This window comes from Devosia ginsengisoli (assembly GCF_007859655.1).
In the GTDB taxonomy this organism is placed as follows: Bacteria; Pseudomonadota; Alphaproteobacteria; order Rhizobiales; family Devosiaceae; genus Devosia; species Devosia ginsengisoli.
In genome coordinates this window covers 2,184,597-2,203,040 of sequence record NZ_CP042304.1, presented here as the reverse complement: position 1 = coordinate 2,203,040, position 18,444 = coordinate 2,184,597, and the positions used below count along the sequence as shown (strand labels likewise).

At 63.3% G+C, this 18,444-nt stretch carries 16 protein-coding genes and 1 pseudogene; 5 read left to right on the top strand and 12 right to left on the bottom strand.

All coding sequences use genetic code 11. The features are described 5' to 3' along the window. Window positions 1-11: 11 nt before the first annotated feature. The gene (locus FPZ08_RS10780) at window positions 12-929 is read left to right on the top strand and encodes a diacylglycerol/lipid kinase family protein (RefSeq protein ID WP_146290024.1); all 918 of its coding nucleotides are present in this window, start codon (window positions 12-14) and stop codon (window positions 927-929) included. 85 nt (window positions 930-1,014) lie between these two features. After that, window positions 1,015-2,538 (top strand): sensor histidine kinase, encoded by a 1,524-nt coding sequence (locus FPZ08_RS10775; RefSeq protein WP_146290023.1) that lies wholly within the window; start codon window positions 1,015-1,017, stop codon window positions 2,536-2,538. Here the strand turns inward: FPZ08_RS10775 and FPZ08_RS10770 are convergent. The 12 genes and pseudogenes from FPZ08_RS10770 to FPZ08_RS10720 form a co-directional block, all read right to left on the bottom strand. Then, window positions 2,535-2,978, bottom strand: coding sequence for a hypothetical protein (locus FPZ08_RS10770; RefSeq protein WP_146290022.1), 444 nt, complete (start codon window positions 2,976-2,978; stop codon window positions 2,535-2,537). The two genes, FPZ08_RS10775 and FPZ08_RS10770, sit on opposite strands and share 4 nt — an antisense overlap. A gap of 2 nt (window positions 2,979-2,980) precedes the next feature. After that, window positions 2,981-3,343 (bottom strand): ElaB/YgaM/YqjD family protein, encoded by a 363-nt coding sequence (locus FPZ08_RS10765; protein WP_146290021.1) that lies wholly within the window; start codon window positions 3,341-3,343, stop codon window positions 2,981-2,983. A gap of 186 nt (window positions 3,344-3,529) precedes the next feature. Further along, window positions 3,530-3,688, bottom strand: coding sequence for a DUF3309 family protein (locus FPZ08_RS10760; RefSeq protein ID WP_146290020.1), 159 nt, complete (start codon window positions 3,686-3,688; stop codon window positions 3,530-3,532). 41 nt (window positions 3,689-3,729) lie between these two features. Then, a complete protein-coding gene (locus FPZ08_RS21940; RefSeq protein ID WP_186767299.1) occupies window positions 3,730-3,891 on the bottom strand; it encodes a hypothetical protein in 162 nt (53 codons plus the stop codon). A 133-nt stretch (window positions 3,892-4,024) separates the two neighbouring features. Beyond that, on the bottom strand, window positions 4,025-5,614 hold the full coding sequence (locus tag FPZ08_RS10755) for an FGGY-family carbohydrate kinase (RefSeq protein WP_146290019.1): 1,590 nt from the start codon (window positions 5,612-5,614) through the stop codon (window positions 4,025-4,027). 60 nt (window positions 5,615-5,674) lie between these two features. Further along, window positions 5,675-7,150, bottom strand: a complete 1,476-nt coding sequence (locus FPZ08_RS10750) for a mannitol dehydrogenase family protein (RefSeq protein ID WP_146290018.1) — start codon at window positions 7,148-7,150, stop codon at window positions 5,675-5,677. A gap of 205 nt (window positions 7,151-7,355) precedes the next feature. Next, window positions 7,356-8,360, bottom strand: a complete 1,005-nt coding sequence (locus FPZ08_RS10745; protein WP_146290017.1) for an ABC transporter ATP-binding protein — start codon at window positions 8,358-8,360, stop codon at window positions 7,356-7,358. 174 nt (window positions 8,361-8,534) lie between these two features. Then, complete coding sequence (locus FPZ08_RS10740) at window positions 8,535-9,365, bottom strand: carbohydrate ABC transporter permease (protein ID WP_146290016.1); 831 nt, start codon at window positions 9,363-9,365, stop codon at window positions 8,535-8,537. Window positions 9,366-9,540: 175 nt separating this feature from the next. After that, on the bottom strand, window positions 9,541-10,413 hold the full coding sequence (locus FPZ08_RS10735; protein ID WP_146290015.1) for a carbohydrate ABC transporter permease: 873 nt from the start codon (window positions 10,411-10,413) through the stop codon (window positions 9,541-9,543). 309 nt (window positions 10,414-10,722) lie between these two features. After that, the gene (locus FPZ08_RS10730) at window positions 10,723-12,033 is read right to left on the bottom strand and encodes an ABC transporter substrate-binding protein (RefSeq protein WP_146290014.1); all 1,311 of its coding nucleotides are present in this window, start codon (window positions 12,031-12,033) and stop codon (window positions 10,723-10,725) included. A gap of 157 nt (window positions 12,034-12,190) precedes the next feature. Next, window positions 12,191-13,149 (bottom strand): annotated as a pseudogene (locus tag FPZ08_RS10725) (sugar-binding transcriptional regulator). 64 nt (window positions 13,150-13,213) lie between these two features. After that, window positions 13,214-13,987: a FadR/GntR family transcriptional regulator gene (locus FPZ08_RS10720; RefSeq protein WP_146290013.1), complete on the bottom strand. Its 774-nt coding sequence runs from the start codon at window positions 13,985-13,987 to the stop codon at window positions 13,214-13,216. A 491-nt stretch (window positions 13,988-14,478) separates the two neighbouring features. On the opposite strand from FPZ08_RS10720, the gene chvE reads away from it, so the two are divergent. From chvE to mmsB, 3 genes are all read left to right on the top strand, one after another. Continuing rightward, window positions 14,479-15,507, top strand: a complete 1,029-nt coding sequence (chvE, locus tag FPZ08_RS10715; protein WP_186767316.1) for a multiple monosaccharide ABC transporter substrate-binding protein — start codon at window positions 14,479-14,481, stop codon at window positions 15,505-15,507. A gap of 107 nt (window positions 15,508-15,614) precedes the next feature. Next, window positions 15,615-17,147: a multiple monosaccharide ABC transporter ATP-binding protein gene (mmsA, locus tag FPZ08_RS10710; protein ID WP_146290011.1), complete on the top strand. Its 1,533-nt coding sequence runs from the start codon at window positions 15,615-15,617 to the stop codon at window positions 17,145-17,147. Beyond that, entirely contained in the window at window positions 17,144-18,427 is a 1,284-nt protein-coding gene (mmsB, locus tag FPZ08_RS10705) for a multiple monosaccharide ABC transporter permease (RefSeq protein ID WP_146290010.1), read from the top strand. The genes mmsA and mmsB overlap by 4 nt, the downstream gene beginning before the upstream one ends. Window positions 18,428-18,444 lie beyond the last annotated feature (17 nt).

Below are 18,444 nucleotides of genomic sequence, written 5' to 3'. Positions count from 1 at the left end.
GAGCAAACCCCTTGCACATCATTGCCGTTCTCAACCGCGATGGCGGAACGCTGCGAACCATGGATCTCGACGCATTCTGCGCGCATGCCGTCGCGACCTTTGCGCGGTACGGCCATCAGCTCGAATGCCGGACCGTGGCCGGCGCCAAGGTCGAGGCGGCCCTACGCGAGGCGGCAACCAGCGAAGGCGTGGATGCCGTGATGGCCGGGGGCGGCGACGGCACCATTTCCGCGGCCGCGGCGATCGCCTATGAAACCGGGATGCCGCTTGCCGTATTGCCGGTGGGGACGATGAACCTGTTCGCGCGGGCGCTCAAGGTGCCGCTGGTGCTGGATGAGGCCCTGGAGGCCCTGGCCGCCGGCGCCATCGGTGCAGTGGATATTGCCACGGCCAATGACCGGCCCTTCGTCCATCAGTTCGGGGTGGGCATCCATGCGCGGCTGGTGCGTATCCGCGAAAACATGAGCTATGGCAGCCGGGTGGGCAAGATGCTGGCGAGCCTGCGGGCGATCGGGGCGGCGGCGATCAACCCACCGCAATTCGATGCCGAATTCCATCTGCCCAAGGGTATCGAAAAGCGCCGCGTATCGGGCATTGCGATCTCCAACAATCCGCTGGGCGACGGCATGATCCATGCCGACAGGCTCAATACCGGCATGCTGGGCGTTTATGTTGCGGCGGCGGTTTCGACCTCGGAACTGCTCAGGCTGGCGATGGACGTGTTCATGGGCACCTGGCGGGCGAGTCCGATGGTCTCGGAGAGGGAAATTGCCGAGGTGACGCTGCACTTTCCCAAGCGGAAAAGGGGTGCCCGTGCGGTGATCGACGGCGAGTTGATCAAGCTCGATCGCTCGGTCACGCTCAGGATGCATCCGGCCGCGCTCAAGGTGGTCCTGCCCAAGGTCGTCTTGCCCGCCGAAACAGCGTAAAAATGTTTGGAACCTATTTCCCGAATAGGACGTTACGGGCAGTTAGCCGGTAAGTTCAGGTATTGCAGAAGCGTCAGGACGGGAAGTGACAGATACGGGGGCTCACCTTCCAGACGCGGTGCGGAAGGTCGTGGATGATCCGGCGCGCTTGAGCGTGCTGGCGGCGCTGGAAGTGGTCGATAGCCACGCGGATGCTGATTTCGAGCGGCTAAGCCGGACCGCTGCATTCATTTTCAAGGCCGAGATTGCCCTGGTGACGCTCATCGACAAGGAGCGCGAATGGTTCCGGGCGTGCTTCGGCATCGACAATATCACCGAGTCCCCGACCGATACGTCGTTCTGTGCCCATGCCATTGCCCTGCCGGGCGATGAGGATGCACTTGTCGTGCTCGATGCGACGGGCGACGACCGGTTCAAGGATAATCCGCTGGTGACTGGCTGGCCGGGAATTCGCTTTTATGCCGGCGTTGCCGTGGTGGTGAACGGGCAGAAAGTGGGCTCGCTTTGTGTCATCGACACCAAGCCGCGCGCGACAGTTGAGCCGGGCCTTGTCGAGCAGTTGGTGAACCTGGCGGGGCTGACCTCGGCGCTGTTTTCGCTCAAGGATGAGGCGCGGGTCCGCGCGCGCACGGCCGCCGCGCTGGTCAGGGAAGAGTGGCGCCATGCGCTGACCCTGGAAGCGGGCAAGGTGGGCAGTTGGGTGTGGGATGTGCGCTCGGGCGAGGTGGCCTGCAACGACATGTTCCGGCGCATGTATGAACTGGCCGAAGGGGAAGCCGTGCGCATGGAGAATGTGCTGGCGGCGATCCATCCGGACGACCGGCTCATGATCGAGGCGAGCATTGAAGCCAGTTTCCGCGAGGGCGAGGATTTCAGCGCCGAAGCCCGGATAGCCGAGACCGGGCGCTGGATGTCCATGCGTGGCCGGGTCTATCAGCGCGACGCCGAAGGCAATCCGCTGGTCATGATGGGCGTCGGCATCGACATTTCCGAAAGCAGGCAGAGTGCCGAGCATACGCGGTTACTGCTGCGCGAACTCAATCACCGGGTAAAGAATACGCTGGCGATGATCCAGTCGGTGGCGCGCCAGACCATAAGGCAGAACCCCGATCCGCAGGACTTCATCGAGGCCTTTTCCGGCCGGTTGCGCACCATTTCGGATGCGCATGTTCTGCTGGCCGACCGCGATTGGTCGGGCGTGCAGCTCTATGAGGTCATTGCCTCACAGTTCGGGCCGGGCTTCCGTACCGACCCTGATCGGGCCGAGGTGCGGGGTGAGGACGTGACGCTGCCGGCCGATCATGCCTTGGGATTGGGCCTAATCCTGCATGAATTGACCACCAATGCCCACCATTATGGCGCCTGGTCGGGCGACGAGGGCATGGTGAGCATCGACTGGGAAATCAAGCGCCGGCCGGCGCATGGACTGTCGCTCACCTGGCGGGAAAGCGGCGGACCGGAAGTGTCCAGGCCCGCCGAGTATGGCATGGGCGCGCGTCTGATCGAGCGCAGTCTTGCCAAGGTGCTCGACAGCGAGGTCAAGCTCAGCTTCGAGCCCGGCGGCGTGGTGGCCCATATCTGGATGCCGTTGCCGGCCGAGCAGGATTAAGCGGCGTCGTCACTATGGTCGCTGCCGCCGCGCACCAGCAGGTAGGCGGCAATGGCGGCGGCCGGCAGGCCGATCGTGCGCAGTAGCGGCGATTTCAGCAGCACCGGCAAGGCGGTCAGCGCCGCCGTCGTGACGAGAGCGCCGGTTTCGCTGGAGCGCCGCTTTTCGACACGCTCATGCCGACGGCGGCTTTCGCCGATGCGCGTGCCGAGAAACACGGCCAGCGCCAGCACGAGAAACGCGGCAGCAAGGATCAGTGCTGCGTAGATGCCGCCATAGAGCTCGGCGAGTGCGAAGAAGCCTGCCACTACCAGGAAGGTCACGCCGGCCAGAGCCAGGCCGATCATCACCGCGTTGATGATGAGCGTATTGCGGACGCGTTCGGTGATCGCTTCGACCTCGATGCCGAGCAGGGCGGCCAGCGGAGCCAGAAGATTCATGATCAGTGCCGGGACAGCAAAGCGAGAATGAAGCCGATACCCACGGCGCTCGCCACTGCGGTCAGCGGCTTTTCGCGGATGGTATCCTTGAGCTGCTTTTCCAGCGCGCTGGCCTGGTCCTGTACGTCCTCGACGACGTGCTCGGCCTGGCGCTGCAGGTTATGGGCTTCGCTCTTGGCGACCGATTTGACTTCCTTGACCTTGTCATTGCTCAAGCGCGCCAGGGTGGCGGCGATGGCCTTGATATCGGTCTGAAGCTGGGCGACCTGATCTTCGAGCTGTGCTTCGCGGGCCTTGCTGCTGGCACGCGCGGCGCGGGCAGCGGCGGGCTTGCGGCCCGGGGCGAGGTCGGTAGTGGTAGCCATGTGACGCTCCTGTCAATGTTGTATGATCAACGTGCGAAAAACCGCACGGTTCCAGGGCTCTGGAAAGTGACGCCCCAATGCGCGGGTTCCGGGCATCGGGGCGACAGGGGCGGGTGAAAGTGGGGCAACTTCCGACCCGCGGGCGCATCTCACTTGGGTGAGGCGCCGGTTATGGTTGGCGAGGTGCTAGATGCGGCCCATCAGAACGAGGATGAGGATGACGATCAGCACGACACCGAGAATGCCTGACGGGAAATAGCCGAAGCCGCGCGAATAGCCCCAATTGGGCAAGGCGCCGATCAGCAGCAGAATAAGAATGATGATGAGAATTGTACCGAGACCCATGGTAGCTCTCCTGTTGTTCTTGTGACGCTTTGAACTGCTGGCTAGAGGATCGCCAGCATCAGGGCGGCAGCGGTGGCGAGAATGAAGAGCGCGGGGGTCAGGGCCTTGAACACGTCGCCGTAGTGGGTTTCCCCATCATAGCCCTCGGTCCACACCGTGGTGCGGCCCGCATTCTCCAGTGCCTTGATTTCCATGTGCGTCATGTCCGTCTCCGCCGTGATCTTGCGCAATGTTGCGCGTGCCCAAAGAACGGGCGCTGATCAACTTTGGTTCCGTCGCGGTAAATGAAACAAATGGAGGGGCCTGTTCAGCCAGGAGCAATCCAGCGATGGCTGGCTATTGCGAAACCATCTCGTCGATGACCTGCCGCTGGCGCAGCATTTCGAGGAAGATGCGATAGTCCTTGTCGAACTGGGCACGGGCGGCGGGCGCCGGGGCGCGGGTGCTGCCTGCCTGCTGCATGGCAAGGCATGCGGCGTCGAGGCTGGGATAGAGGCCCGCGGCGGTGGCGGCGACCATGGCCATGCCGAGCAGGGTGGCGTCCTTGGCCGAGGATTCGACCACGGTGCAGCCGGTGGCGTCGGCATAGAGTTCCATCAGCACGGCATTCTTGGTGTGGCCGCCGGTGACGTGGAGCGTGTCGATGGCATAGCCGCGGGTGTTCAGCGTTTCGAGGATGTGGCGGACGCCAAGGGCGATGGAGACTGCGGTGCGCCAATAGAGGCGGCAGAGGGAGTCGAAGTCGCTGTCGAGCGTGAGGCCCGAGATGACGCCGAGGGCGAAGGGGTCGCCGAGCGGCGAGCGGTTGCCATGGAAATCGGGCAGGACATGCAGGCGATCGGCCAGCGTCAGGCCCTCGCGCTGGCGCAGTTCCATGATGCGCCGGGCGATGGCGTGGTGCATGTCCGTCGTGGGTTCTCCGCCCGCGCCGTGCCAGCGGATGATGTGATCGAGCAGGGCGCCGGTGGCGGACTGGCCGCCCTCGTTGAGCCAGACGCCGGGCAGGACGGCGCCGAAATAGGGACCCCAGACCCCTGATGTCGGGCGGTCTTCGGCCGAGAGGGCCATGACGCAGCTTGAGGTGCCGGCGATCAGCGCCAGGTGACGGTCGATGGTGCCGACATCGTGGGTGAAGGCGCCGAGCACGCCCAGCGCGCCGGCATGGGCATCGATGAGGCCGGCGCCGACGCGGCAGGCGGCGGTGAGGCCGAGTTCGGCGGCGGCTGTTTCGGTCAGCGGGCCGAGATCGGTGCCGACGGGGCTGGCTTTGGCGGGCAAGGCGGCCTTGTCGAGCAGGTCTTCGAGGCCTACGGAGGCCAGGAAATCGGGCTGCCAGCCGGCTTCGGTATGGGCCAGGTAGGTCCATTTGCAGGTGAGGGTGGACTGGCTGCGGGCGAGCGAGCCGGTGGCTTTCCAGGAGAGGAAATCGGCGAGGTCGAACATCATGCCGGCCCGATCCCAGGAGCTTTTCATATGGCGTTTCAGCCACATAAGCTTGGGCGCCTCCATCTCGGGTGACATGACGCCGCCGGCATAGGCGAGGACGAGATGGCCGGTGGCGGTGCATTCCTCGGCTTCGGCGAGGGCGCGGTGATCGAGCCAGACCACGGTATCCCAACGGTCTTCGCCATTGGTGGAGACGGTGACGGGCTGACCATCGCGGTCGCGGACGACGAGGGAGCAGGTGGCGTCGAAGCTGAGGCCGACGACATGAGCGGGATCGGCGCCGGCATTGGCCATGGCCTCGCGCACGGCGGCGCAGACGGCGGCCCAGATCTGGGTGCTGTCATGCTCGGCATGATTGGCGTCAGGGCGGTTCATGGCTATCGGAAATTCGGCCCGTGCCAACAGGTTACCTTGTGCGGTCAGCACGCCGGCCCGGGCACTGCCCGTGCCCACGTCCACTGCCACAAGGAGGCTTTGCATAGAGATCGAGCGCCCTCTTCCCGGTTCGGGCGCGAAGGTAGCCGAAGGGGCGTGAGGTGGCTAGAGGCGGTGGGCGAGATAGCGCTCCAGCGTTGCCTCGGTGCCGATCTCCCATAGGGTTTTCAAGGCGTTGGCGAAGGCGGCGATGAAGGCAGGGCTTTGCGCGAGGTCGCCGTAGATGTCGGTCATTTCGAGCCAGGCGGCGGGATTTGCCTTGGCGCGTTTGGCTTGGGCGGTGAGGCGATCCCAGCTTGGATCGTTGGGTTCGATGACGGCGCCGCTGTCTGATGTGCCGTAGCAATAGCGACACCAAAGCGCTGACACGAGTGACAATCCGCTAACGGACTGTTGACGTTGAGCGCGGTCGAGTGCGGATGGAATGATGAATTTCGGCTGCCGGTTCGAGCCGTCCAGCGCCAGCCTGCGGACGGTGTCGCCGATCTTGGGATTGGCGAACCGTTTTTCACACAGGGCGAAATAGTCGGCGAGATTGGTATCGGGCACGGGGGGCACGATGGGGATGATCTCATCGTGCTCGACCTTCTTCAAGAAAGCCGAGACGAGGGGATGGGCCATGGCCTCGTGGACGAAGTGGATGTCCATCAGTCCGGCGGGGTAGGCAATGGTGGCGTGGCCGCCATTGAGGATGCGGATCTTCATGTGCTCGTAGGGCGCGACGTCGCTGACGAATTGCACGCCGACCTTTTCCAGCGCCGGGCGGCCGGCGGGAAAATTGTCCTCGAGTACCCATTGGCGGAAGCTCTCGCAGAAGACCGGCCAATTGTCGTCGATGCCGAAATTCTCGGCGAGCAGCGCGATCTCGCGCGGCGAGGTGGCGGGGGTGATGCGGTCGACCATGCCATTGGGGAAGGCGACGTTGTCGCGGACCCATTGGGCGAGAGAAGGGTCGACCAATTGCGCGAGGCCGACTACGGCATTTTGCGTGACGTGGCCATTGCCGGGAATGTTGTCGCAGCTCATGACGGTGAAGGGCGGGATGCCGGCGGCGCGGCGGGCGACAAGGCCTGCGAGGATGAGGCCGAAGGCGGTCTTCGGGGCGGCCATGTTGGCGGCATCCCATGTGATGTCAGGATGGGCTGGATCGAATTTCTGGCTGGCCGGGTCGATGTAGTAGCCGCCCTCGGTGATGGTCAGCGAGACGATGCGAATGGCGGGGTCGAACAGGCGGGCGATGACGGCGGCGCTGTCGCCGGGCCTGATGTAGTCGATCATCGGGCCGGTGACGCGGGCGGCGCTGGTATGGGCTTCCTGCTCGACCACGGTGGTCAGCCAATCCTGCGCCTTGAGTTTCTGGCGCATGGCCTCGTCGGCCTCGCGCACCCCGGCCCCGACCAGAGCCCAATCGTGGTCGGAACCGGTGGCGAAGAGGTCGTCGAGATAGACGGCCTGATGGGCGCGATGGAAATTGCCCACGCCGAAATGCACGATGCCGACGGTCAGGCCGCTGCGGTCATAGGCGGGGACTGACGCCGTTGATATGGCGGGCAGGGCAGCGGTGGAGAGTTTGGTGGTCATGGTCTGGTCCTCGCTGCCGCAGCATGGGCCTCCCTCCCCCTTGAGGGGAGGGTCGGGGAGGGGGTGGTGCGGTGGGCTTTGAAACCGAGGCGCACTGGATAAGCGACCCCCTCCCTAGCTCTGCTACGGCCTTTCAGGCCTAGCGGCGCTACCCTCCCCTCAAGGGGGAGGGTAGGCAGAGCGATGGATTGGGTCTGGAGCATGATTAGAGTGCCACGCCCGACGCGTCGAAGCGATAGATGCGGGTGGGGTCGGGGGTGAGGTAGACGTCGTCGCCGTGGTTGAAGGTCTGGTCGCCGTCGGTGCGGATGGTCATGAGGCCGAGGCCTTCGACATGGACGTGGAGGAATGTGTCGGAGCCGAGCTGTTCGGCGACGCCGACCTTGCCTTTCCAAGTGCCTGATGCGGCCGTCGTTGCCAGCTTGAAGTGTTCGGGGCGGACGCCGATGGAATGGGCATTGTGCTTGGCGGCTTCGGGGCCGTCGATGAAGTTCATCTTCGGGCTGCCGATGAAGCCGGCGACGAAGCGATTGGCGGGCTTCTTGTAGAGATCGAGCGGGGAGCCGAACTGCTCGACATTGCCGGCATTCAGCACGACGATACGGTCGGCCATGGTCATGGCTTCGACCTGGTCGTGGGTGACGTAGATCATGGTGGTCTTGAGCTGCTGGTGCAGTTCGGTGATTTCGAGCCGCATGTTGACGCGCAAGGCGGCGTCGAGATTGGACAGGGGCTCGTCGAACAGGAAGGCCTTGGGCTCGCGCACGATGGCGCGGCCGATGGCGACGCGCTGGCGCTGGCCGCCGGAGAGAGCGCGCGGGCGGCGGTCGAGATAGGAGCTCAGGTTCAGCGTGCGGGCGGCATATTCGACCTTCTGGTCGATCAGCTCCTTGGGCGCCTTGGCCATCTTGAGCGGGAAGGCAATGTTGTCGCGCACCGTCATATGCGGATAGAGCGCATAGGACTGGAATACCATGGCGAGCCTGCGGCGGGCCGGCGGCGCCTTGGTCATGTCTTCGCCATCGAGCAGGATCTGGCCCGATGTCGTGTCCTCCAGCCCGGCGATGAGGCGCAGCAGGGTAGACTTGCCGCAGCCGGAGGGGCCGACGAAGACGACAAATTCGCCATCGTTGATGTCGAGGCTGATGTCCGGGATGATCTGGACTTCGCCGAAGGACTTCTTGACGTGTTGCAGGGAGATGGAGCCCATTTTCAGTGGTCCTTTAGCTTTGCAGAACGGACATGGTGCTGGTGGAGAGATCACCCCCACCCTCAATCCCTCCCCACAAGGGGGAGGGAGGCGATGAACACTGACGCCGGAGCTGGCGCTTCTCTCCCCTCGATGGGGAGGGATTGAGGGTGGGGTGGGACCACGAGCACAAAGTCATTTCACCGCACCGAATGTCAGGCCGCGGACGAGCTGTTTTTGGCTGAACCAGCCCATGAGCAGGATCGGGGCGATGGCGAGGAGCGAGGCGGCCGAGAGCTTGGCGAGGAACAGGCCCTGGGGGGAGCTGAACGAGCTGATGAAGGCGGTGAGCGTGCCGGCGCGGCCCGAGGTCAGGGTGATGGTCCAGAAGGCTTCGTTCCAGGCCAGGATCACGTTGAGCAGCAGGGTCGAGGCGATGCCGGGTACGGCCATGGGGACGAGGACGTGGACGATTTCGTTCCACAGCTCGGCGCCATCCATGCGGGCGGCTTCCAGGATATCGACCGGGATTTCCTTGAAGTAGGTGTAGAGCATCCAGATGATGATGGGCAGGTTGATCAGCGTCATGATCAGCGTCAGGCCATGCACGGTGTCGAGCAGACGCAGGTCGCGGAAGATCAGGTAGATCGGGATCAGCACGCCGACGGCGGGCATCATCTTGGTGGAGAGCATCCACATCAAGACGTCCTTGGTGCGCTTTGTCGGCGCAAAGGCCATGGCCCAGGCGGCGGGAATGCCGATGACGAGGCCGAGCAGAGTGGAGCCGACCGAGACGATGATCGAATTGGTGGCGTGCTTGAAATAGTCCGAGCGATCCTGGACTGCGGCGAAATTCTCCAGCGTGAAATTCTGCGGCAAGAAGGTGGGCGAGGCGGCAATGGCCTCGGCCTCGGTCTTGAAGGCGGTCAGCAGCACCCAGAGGATGGGCGAGAACAGCAGGAGCGCGATGAGCCAGGCAAGAGCGGTGAAGCCGATGCGGGTGGAGGCGGGGACGGTGCGGGCCATTTAGTGCTTCTCCGCCGAGGTTTTGAGTATGTGGAGAGAACCCCCACCCTTGATCCCTCCCCACAAGGGGGAGGGAGACGACTGCACCACCGGCGTGCACAATGTCCGACCAATCACTGGCCAGGCTTCCCTCCCCCTTGTGGGGAGGGAATGAGGGTGGGGGTGTTTCGCAAGCTCACGCATCGAGGTTCTTCCCCACGGCGCGCATCAGGAAGATGGCGACGATGTTGGCGATGATGACGGCGACGACGCCGCCGGCCGAGCCGGCGCCGATGTCGTTGGACAAGATGCCGGTGCGGAAGACGAGGAAGGCGATGTTGGTCGAGGCATAGCCGGGGCCGCCGCCTGTCGTGACGCGGATTTCAGCGAAGATGCCGAGCAGGAAGATGGTCTGGATCAGGATCACGATGGTGATCGAGCGGGCCATGTGCGGCATGATGATGTAGTAGAAGCGGTTGATGGCATTGGCGCCATCCATCTCGGCGGCCTCGCGCTGCTCCTCGGAGAGCGACTGCAGGGCGGTGAGCAGGATCAGGGTCGCGAAGGGCAGCCATTGCCAGGCGACGATGACGATGACCGAGAACAGCGGATACTGGTTGAACCAGTCGACCGGCTGCAGGCCGAAGGCCTTCCACAAATGCCCGAGCATGCCGTAGCCGGGATGCATGAAGCCGTTCTTCCAGATCAGCGCCGCGACGGGCGGCATGACGAAGAAGGGCGAGATGACGATGATGCGCAGGATGCCCTGGCCCCAGATGGGCTGATCGAGCAACAGCGCCAGCAATGTGCCGCCCACGATGGTGATGATCAGCACGCCGCCGACCAGGATCAATGTGTTGATGAGGGACTGGGTGAAGCTGGGGTCGCCGATGACGTAGAGGTAATTTCCCCAGCCGGCGAAGCCGGTCATCATGGGGTTGATGAGGCTGTAGTTCTGGAAGGAGAACCACAGGGTCATGACCAGCGGCACGATCATCCAGATCAGCAGCACGATGACGGCTGGCGCCATCATGACGCGGGACAAGGTGCGGGTCTGTGCGGTGGCCATCTTGATCTCCCCAAAACCGGTTGATCCGGTGATCTTGCAGTCGGCCTCATCCTGATGGTTCGACAGGCACACCAGTCGAAGGAAGAGGTCGTGGCTCGATCAGTGCGCCCGACCTCGCGGTTCGACAAGCTCACCATGAGGTCTCATGGGTGAAACCGCCCGGTCTCCAGAGGGGACCTTTGACCGGGCGGCTCCGGTTTGGGACAGGTTGCGGGAGGACTTAAACGACCGGCAGCGCGTCCGAAGGCGAAAGGCTGCGGCCAGGCGCCGGAGCGCCCGGCCGCAGGAGTTCCTCGGAGGAGGAGAGACTTACTTGATGTAACCGGCGCGGGTCATGTCGCGGGTGGTGGCGTCCTGAGCCTGGGCCAGGGCGTCGTCGGCCGACATCTGGCCGGCCAAAGCCGCCGAGAAGAGCTGGCCCACATTGGTGGCAATGCCGGCAAACTCGGGAATGGCGACGAACTGCACGCCGACATAGGGCACCGGATCGACCGTGGGATGGGTCGGGTCTGCAGCGTAGATCGAGCCCATGGTCATTTCCGCGAAGGGCGCAGCGGCCTGGTATTCCGGATTCTCGTAGAGCGAGATACGAGTGCCGGGGGGTACGTTGGCCCAGCCATCCTGCGCGGCGACGGTTTCGAGATAGGCCTTGTCGGTGGCCCACTTGATGAAGGACGCGGCTGCATCCTGCTGCTGGGAGCTCTTGGGAATGCCCAGCGACCAGGCCCAGAGCCAGTTGCCGCGCTTGCCCAGGCCGTTATCGGGCGCCAGGGCAAAGCCGACCTGGTCGGCGACGGAGGAATCGGCGGGGTTGGTGACGAAAGAGGCGGCGACGGTGGCGTCGATCCACATGCCGCACTTGCCCTGCTGGAACAGGGTCAGGTTTTCGTTGAAGCCGTTGGACGAGGCACCGGCGGGACCGGCATCGGCCATCAGGCCCAGATAGGTATCGAGGGTCGACTTCCATTCGGGCGAATTGAACTGGGGCTGCCAGTTTTCATCGAACCAGCGGGCGCCGAAGGAGTTGGACATGGCGGTCAGGAAAGCCATGTTCTCGCCCCAGCCGGCCTTGCCGCGCAGGCAGATGCCGTTGATGTCATTGGCGCGGTCGGTCATGGCGCGGGCGGCTTCGCCGATGAATTCCCAGGTGGGGGCTTCCGGCATGGTAAGGCCGGCTTTTTCCATCAGGTCCTTGCGATACATGATGAAGGAGCTTTCGCCGTAGAAGGGCGCGGCATAGAGCTTGCCATCGACGGAAAGGCCGTCGCGGATGGGCGGCAGCAGGTCATCGACGTCATAGTCGGCGTCGCTGCTCAGCGCGTCGAGCGGCACCAGCCAGTCCTGCTTGGCCCAGATCGGCACTTCGTAGGTGCCGATCGTCATCACGTCATACTGGCCGCCATTGGTGGCGATGTCGGTGGTGACGTTCTGGCGCAGCGTGTTTTCTTCCAGCACGACCCAATTGAGTTCGATGCCGGTATCGGCCGTGAAAGCGTCGGACAGACCCTGCATGCGGATCATGTCGCCATTGTTGACCGTGGCGATGGTGATCGTCTGCGCCGAAGCGGAAGCCGCCAGCGCAAGGGTGAAGGCGCCCACGAGAATGGGTGTCAGTTTCATCAAATACCTCCCAGTAACCGAAACGGGCATTTGTTCCGGCGATGGGCAAATGTTCACAACTCATGCAGCAGAGTCAAGCGGGGTATGCGCGCATCGGTGGATGCACACAGGGTGGAAATCGATTTCGGGTGGATTTTATCGTAATCGGATCAATGGATTACGAAATCTGCAGCAGGCCTTCGGCAGTGCGCTCATCGGTGATGAGGCCATTGGCCAGACGGCGATTAAGCGCGGCACGAATGCCGGGCAATTTACGCTTGCCCATGGCGATTGCCACGACAAGCGAGCTTTCGCGGGAGGGAATCGGGGCCGAGGCGACGCGATCATTGGTGGGGCCGTCGATCATCCTGCCATCGGCATCGAAGCTCCAGCCGCAAATCTCGCCGACGGCGCCGGCCTTTGCAGCGCCTTGAGTTCGGCATCGGTGATGAAGCCGTCGAGGTAGAGCGGGGCGTCGGGGCCGATATCGCCGATGCCGACAAAGGTCACGTCGGCCTGGGCGGCGAGTGCCAGGGTTTCGCGGATCATGGGCTGGGCGTGCAGCAATTCGCGCTCGCGGGCCGAGGAGGCGATGACCGGCAGGGGCATGGGGAAGCTCCGGGCCTTCACGGCGTCGGCGACGTTGAAGATGACGTTGTAATAGGCGGCCGAGCCGTCGGGGGCGATATTGCCGGTGAGCGAGACGACCTTGTGATGCGGGCAATCCATGGGCATGAGCTGTTCGACCGCCGCCTTGAGCGTGCGGCCGGTGCCGATGGCCATGGTGATGGGGTCGGTGCGCTTGAGCCAGCGTTCGATTTCGGCGGCGGTGGCTTCGGCGAGGCCGATGGTGGTGGATTGGCTCGATGGGTCGGAGGGCACGACTTCGACCAGGTCGAGGCCGAAACGGCTGGCGAGCTGGCTGGCGAGATCCATACAGCGGCCGATGGGGTGATCGAGGCGAACCTTGATCAGGCCCTCGCTGACCGAGAGCGAGACGAGACGCTGGGCGGACTGGCGCGAGATGCCGAGCTTGGCGGCGATCTCTTCCTGGGTATTGCCGGCGACGTAATAGAGCCAGCCGGCGCGGGCGGCGTCGTCCAGCCGGTTGATCGAAGTGTCGATTCTCTGCGCCATTGGCCCGTCCACGAAATTCGCGGCGGATTATTCGGCTAAGGCGAGCGATGTCGCAAGGCGTTTCTCAGATGCGCGGGCCTGGGCGGTGGGCGAGCTGGCTCAGGGCGACGCGGATGTCGCGCTCGGTATCCTTGAGGTGGAGACGCATGGCTTCGCCGGCGGCGCGGCCATTGCCAGCCTTGATGCAGTCGAGAATGCGCTGATGGGCCTCGATCGTGTCATGCAGGCTGTGGCCGCGCTGCTCGTGGCCGCGGCGACTGATGAAGAAGCCTTCGCGCAAGGGCTGGGCCATGGCCTCGAAGAGGAAGCCCATGACGCGGTTGCCGCTGGCCAGGGCCACGGCTTCGTGGAAGCCGACATCGTGGGTGTGGAAGCCCAGTTCCTGCTCGTGGGTCATGGGCTCGCCGCGAATGCCGACCGTGTCGCGCATGCCCTGCAATTCGCTCTCGATGGCGGCGATGCCGGCGCGGGTGGCGCGCTTGGCGGCGAGGGTCGCCGACTGCACTTCGAGGGACAGGCGGACCTCGACGAGATCGAACAGGCCCTTGGAATCGTATCGGATGACCGAGGTCAGGAAATCGGCGAAGGCGGCGCCGTCGGGCTCGCGCACCACGGCCTTGCGGCCGCGGGCAATGGCGAGCAGGCCGCGCCCTTCGAGGAGCTTCACCGCCTCGCGGATGGTGAGGCGGCTGACGTCGTATTGGCTGGCCAGTTCGGCCTCGCTGGGCAAGGTAGAGCCGGGGGCTAGCTCGCCCAGGATATGGCGGGCAAGCGCCTCGGCAACCGCCATGGCGGCGGTCGGTTGATCGGGGCGTGGGGCTCCATCCGATGGGGTCACGTTTCCTCCAAGGTATCTGATACCTTTGTCGTTCCTGCGTCGCTTCGCGATCTTTCCGGGTACGTACCTTAACAGGCAAAAGCATAATAGCCGCCGCGTCACGCAGCCGCAATCGCCCTGAAACGTGGATTTACGTTAATATTCGAATGTCGAAAAAATTCGTGAGGCGCCGGGAATCGGCTTTACACTGGTATCTGATTATCCTAGGTTCCGGCCCGTGGGTTTGGGAGGGTCCATGGCGGCAGGCGCCGCCCTGCAGGAGAACTTCATGCATGACAGGCTGGCCGCACGCCTTCGGGTGTCCGCACTGGTTTTCGGTCGTCCGTGCGAGCATGGCTCGTCCGGCGATCTGCCGCCCCGGCGCGGCGCATGCAAGGGCTCCGGGACCTCTCTCCTGACGACCATCCAACGCTTCTGAACTCGAAAAATACAAAGGGAGTCGAGACGTGAAGATTTTCAAGACGCTTGCCACCGTGCTGGCCGTCGGCGCCATGGCGCTGACCGCTTCCACCGCGGTCTTCGCCCAGGACAAGGGCCAGATCGGCATTGCCATGCCGACCCAGTCCTCGCTGCGCTGGATCTCCGACGGCAATGAGCTGAAGGCGGCTCTCGAGGCCAAGGGCTACACCGTCGACCTGCAGTATGCGGAAGACGATATCCCGAACCAGCTCGCCCAGATCGAGAACATGGTCACCAAGGGCGTCAAGGCCCTGGTCATCGCTTCGATCGACGGCACCACGCTGTCAGCCGTGCTGCAGCAGGCCGCCGATTCCGGCATCAAGGTCATCGCCTATGACCGCCTGATCCGCGAAAGCGCCAATGTCGACTACTACACCACCTTCGACAATTTCGAAGTGGGTGTGCTGCAGGCTTCGTCGATCCTCAAGGGTCTCGGCTATCCTGACCAGAAGGGCCCGTGGAATGTCGAACTGTTCGGCGGTTCGCCCGATGATAACAACGCCTTCTTCTTCTATGACGGCGCGATGAGCGTGTTCCAGCCGCTGATCGATGACGGCACGCTGGTGGTGAAGTCCGGCCAGCAGGGCATGGAAACCGTTGGTACCCTCCGCTGGGATGGCGCCGTGGCCCAGGCCCGCATGGATAACCTGCTGTCGGCCAACTACTCGGACGGTTCGCGCGTCGATGCCGTGCTGTCGCCCTATGACGGCCTCTCCCGCGGCATCATCTCGTCGCTGCGCGGCGTGGGCTATGGCTCGGCCGACCAGCCGTGGCCGATCATTTCGGGCCAGGATGCCGAAGTTCCCTCGGTCAAGGCGATCATTGCTGGCGAGCAGTATTCGACCGTGTTCAAGGATACCCGCGAACTGGCCCAGATCACGGCCGAACTGGTTGACACCGTGCTGACCGGCGGGACCCCGGCCGGGCTCGACACCACCACCTATGACAATGGCGTCAAGGTCGTGCCGTCGATCCTGCTGACCCCGTATGAAGTAGATGCCAACAACTATGAAGCCCGCGTCATCGACAGCGGCTACATCAAGGCTGAAGAACTCCAGTAAGCTCTGCTTGCGGGAACAGGGGCTCCGCGGTGACGCGGGGCCCTTTCCAAATTTTACGCAAGACCTCATGGTGACTTTCTCGAGGTCTACTGAATGACAGAGCCAGCATGACCAACACCATTCTGGAGATGCGCGGCATCACCAAGACCTTTCCCGGCGTCAAGGCGCTGTCGGATGTCAATCTCGATGTCCGCGAGGGAGAAATCCACGCCATTGTCGGCGAGAACGGGGCGGGCAAATCGACCTTGATGAAGGTGCTGAGCGGGGTCTATCCCTCGGGCAGCTATGATGGCCAGATCATCTACAAGGGCGAAGAACAGCATTTCAAATCGATCCGCGACAGCGAGCACAAGGGGATCGTCATCATCCACCAGGAGCTGGCGCTGGTGCCGCTGCTGTCGATCGCCGAGAACATCTTCCTGGGTAACGAACAGGCCAGCGGCGGCGTGATCGACTGGGACGAGACGCGCGATGGCGCGCGCAAGCTCCTCGGCATGGTGGGGCTGAGCGAAGACCCCGATACGCTGGTGACCAATATCGGGGTGGGCAAGCAGCAGCTGGTGGAAATCGCCAAGGCGCTGAGCAAGTCGGTGCAGTTGCTCATTCTGGACGAGCCCACCGCAAGCCTGTCGGAAAAGGACAGTGCGGCTTTGCTCGACCTGCTGATGGAATTCCGCAAGCAGGGCATTACCTCGATCCTGATCAGCCACAAGCTCAACGAAGTGAGCAAGGTGGCCGACCGCATCACCGTGATCCGCGACGGGCGCAGCATCGAGACGCTGACCAAAGAAAATATCAGCGAGGACCGCATCATCACGCTGATGGTGGGCCGGGCGCTGGACGACCGTTACCCGTCCCGCAAGCCTGACATCGGTGACGTGGTGTTCGAGGTGAAGGACTGGAGCGTCTATCACCAGCAGCACCGCGACCGGCAGGTGATCAAGACGATCGACCTCAATATTCGCAAGGGCGAGGTGGTGGGCATTGCAGGGCTGATGGGCTCGGGGCGAACGGAATTTGCCATGAGCGTGTTCGGCAAATCCTATGGCCAGAAGATCACTGGCGAGGTGTTCCTGCATGGCAAAAAGGTCGATACGTCGACGGTGGAAAAGGCGGTGGCGCATGGCATTGCCTATGCCACCGAGGACCGCAAGACCTATGGCCTGAACCTGATCGACCACATCAAGCACAACACCACGATTGCCAATCTGATGGGTATCTCCAAGGTCGGGGTCATCGATGACCTGGCCGAGATGGACGTTGCCAACGAATATCGCAAGAAGACCAATATCCGCTCTTCGAGCGTCTATCAGGTCACCGGCAATCTGAGCGGCGGCAACCAGCAGAAGGTTGTGCTGAGCAAGTGGCTGTTCGCCAATCCGGACGTGCTGATCCTTGATGAGCCGACGCGGGGCATCGATGTCGGCGCCAAATATGAAATCTACACCATCATCAACCAGCTGGCGGCACAGGGAAAAGCCATCCTCGTCATCTCCTCGGAGATGCCCGAGCTGCTCGGCATTACCGACCGCCTCTATGTAATGAACGAAGGCCGCATCGTGGGCGAAATGGCCACAAGCGAAGCCAGCCAGGAAAAGATCATGCGCTCGATCGTGCGCGCCGAAGGGAAGGCATCATGACCACAGAAACCGCCCAGCCGGGCATCTCCGCGACCGGCGAACAGGTCAAGATCCAGGAACTCAGCGTGTGGGGCGCGCTCAAGGCCAATATGCGTGACTATGGCCTGCTGCTGGCGCTGATCCTGATCATGCTGTTCTTCCAGTATTTCACCAATGGCGTGCTGTTCAAGCCGGTCAACCTGACCAATATCATCCTGCAGAACAGCTATATCATCGTGATGGCCCTGGGCATGCTGCTGGTCATTGTGGCCGGGCATATCGACCTTTCGGTGGGCTCGGTGTCCGGCTTTGTCGGGGCGCTGGCCGCCATGCTGATGGTGGGCTGGGACTTTCCGCCCGAACTGGCATTCCTGGCCAATCCCTTCGTGGCCGGAGCCATATGCCTGATTGCCGGGGCGGCGATCGGGGCGGCGCAGGGCTATATCATCGCCTATCACCGCGTTCCGGCCTTCATCGTGACGCTGGCGGGCATGCTGATCTTCAAGGGGCTGTCGCTGGCCATTCTCGCCGGCAAGTCGGTGGGGCCATTCCCGGCCGAATTCCAACTGCTGTCGGCGGGGTTCATCCCTGACGTGATCGGGCCGACGACGCTGGTGGCCGCCAGCGAAGGCGTGCAGCCGCTGATGCTGCATACCACGACCATGGTGCTGGCCATCGTGGGCGTGGTGGCCATGGTGTTCTTCTCCATTCGCGGGCGCGCCCGGCGCAAGGCACGCGGCTATGAGAGCGAGCCGTTCGGGCTGTTCGTGGTCAAGAATGTGGTGATCGCGGCTCTGGTGTTGTTCTTCGCCTATATGCTGGCCTCATATCGCGGCCTGCCCAATGTGCTGGTGGTGATGGGCGTGCTGATCGCGCTGTTCGTGTTCGTCACCAAGCGCATGACGTTCGGCCGCCGCATCTATGCTTTGGGCGGCAACCTCAAGGCGGCGGCCTTGTCGGGCATCAAGACCGAGCGGATGACCTTTTATGTCTTCGCTATCATGGGTGCGCTGGCGGCCCTGGCCGGCATGATCTATGCGGCGCGGCTCAATTCGGCCACGCCAAAGGCTGGGCAGGGGCTGGAGCTGGACGTGATCGCGGCCGTGTTCATCGGCGGCGCCTCGGCTTTGGGCGGCGTGGGCCAGGTGGCCGGCGCGGTCATCGGTGCCTTCATCATGGGCGTGATGAACAATGGCATGTCGATCATGGGCGTCAATATCGACTGGCAGCAGATGATCAAGGGCGTGGTGCTGCTCGCGGCGGTGTTCTTCGATTTGTACAACAAGAACCGCTCGGCGTAGGGCTGGCGGCGGGAAAG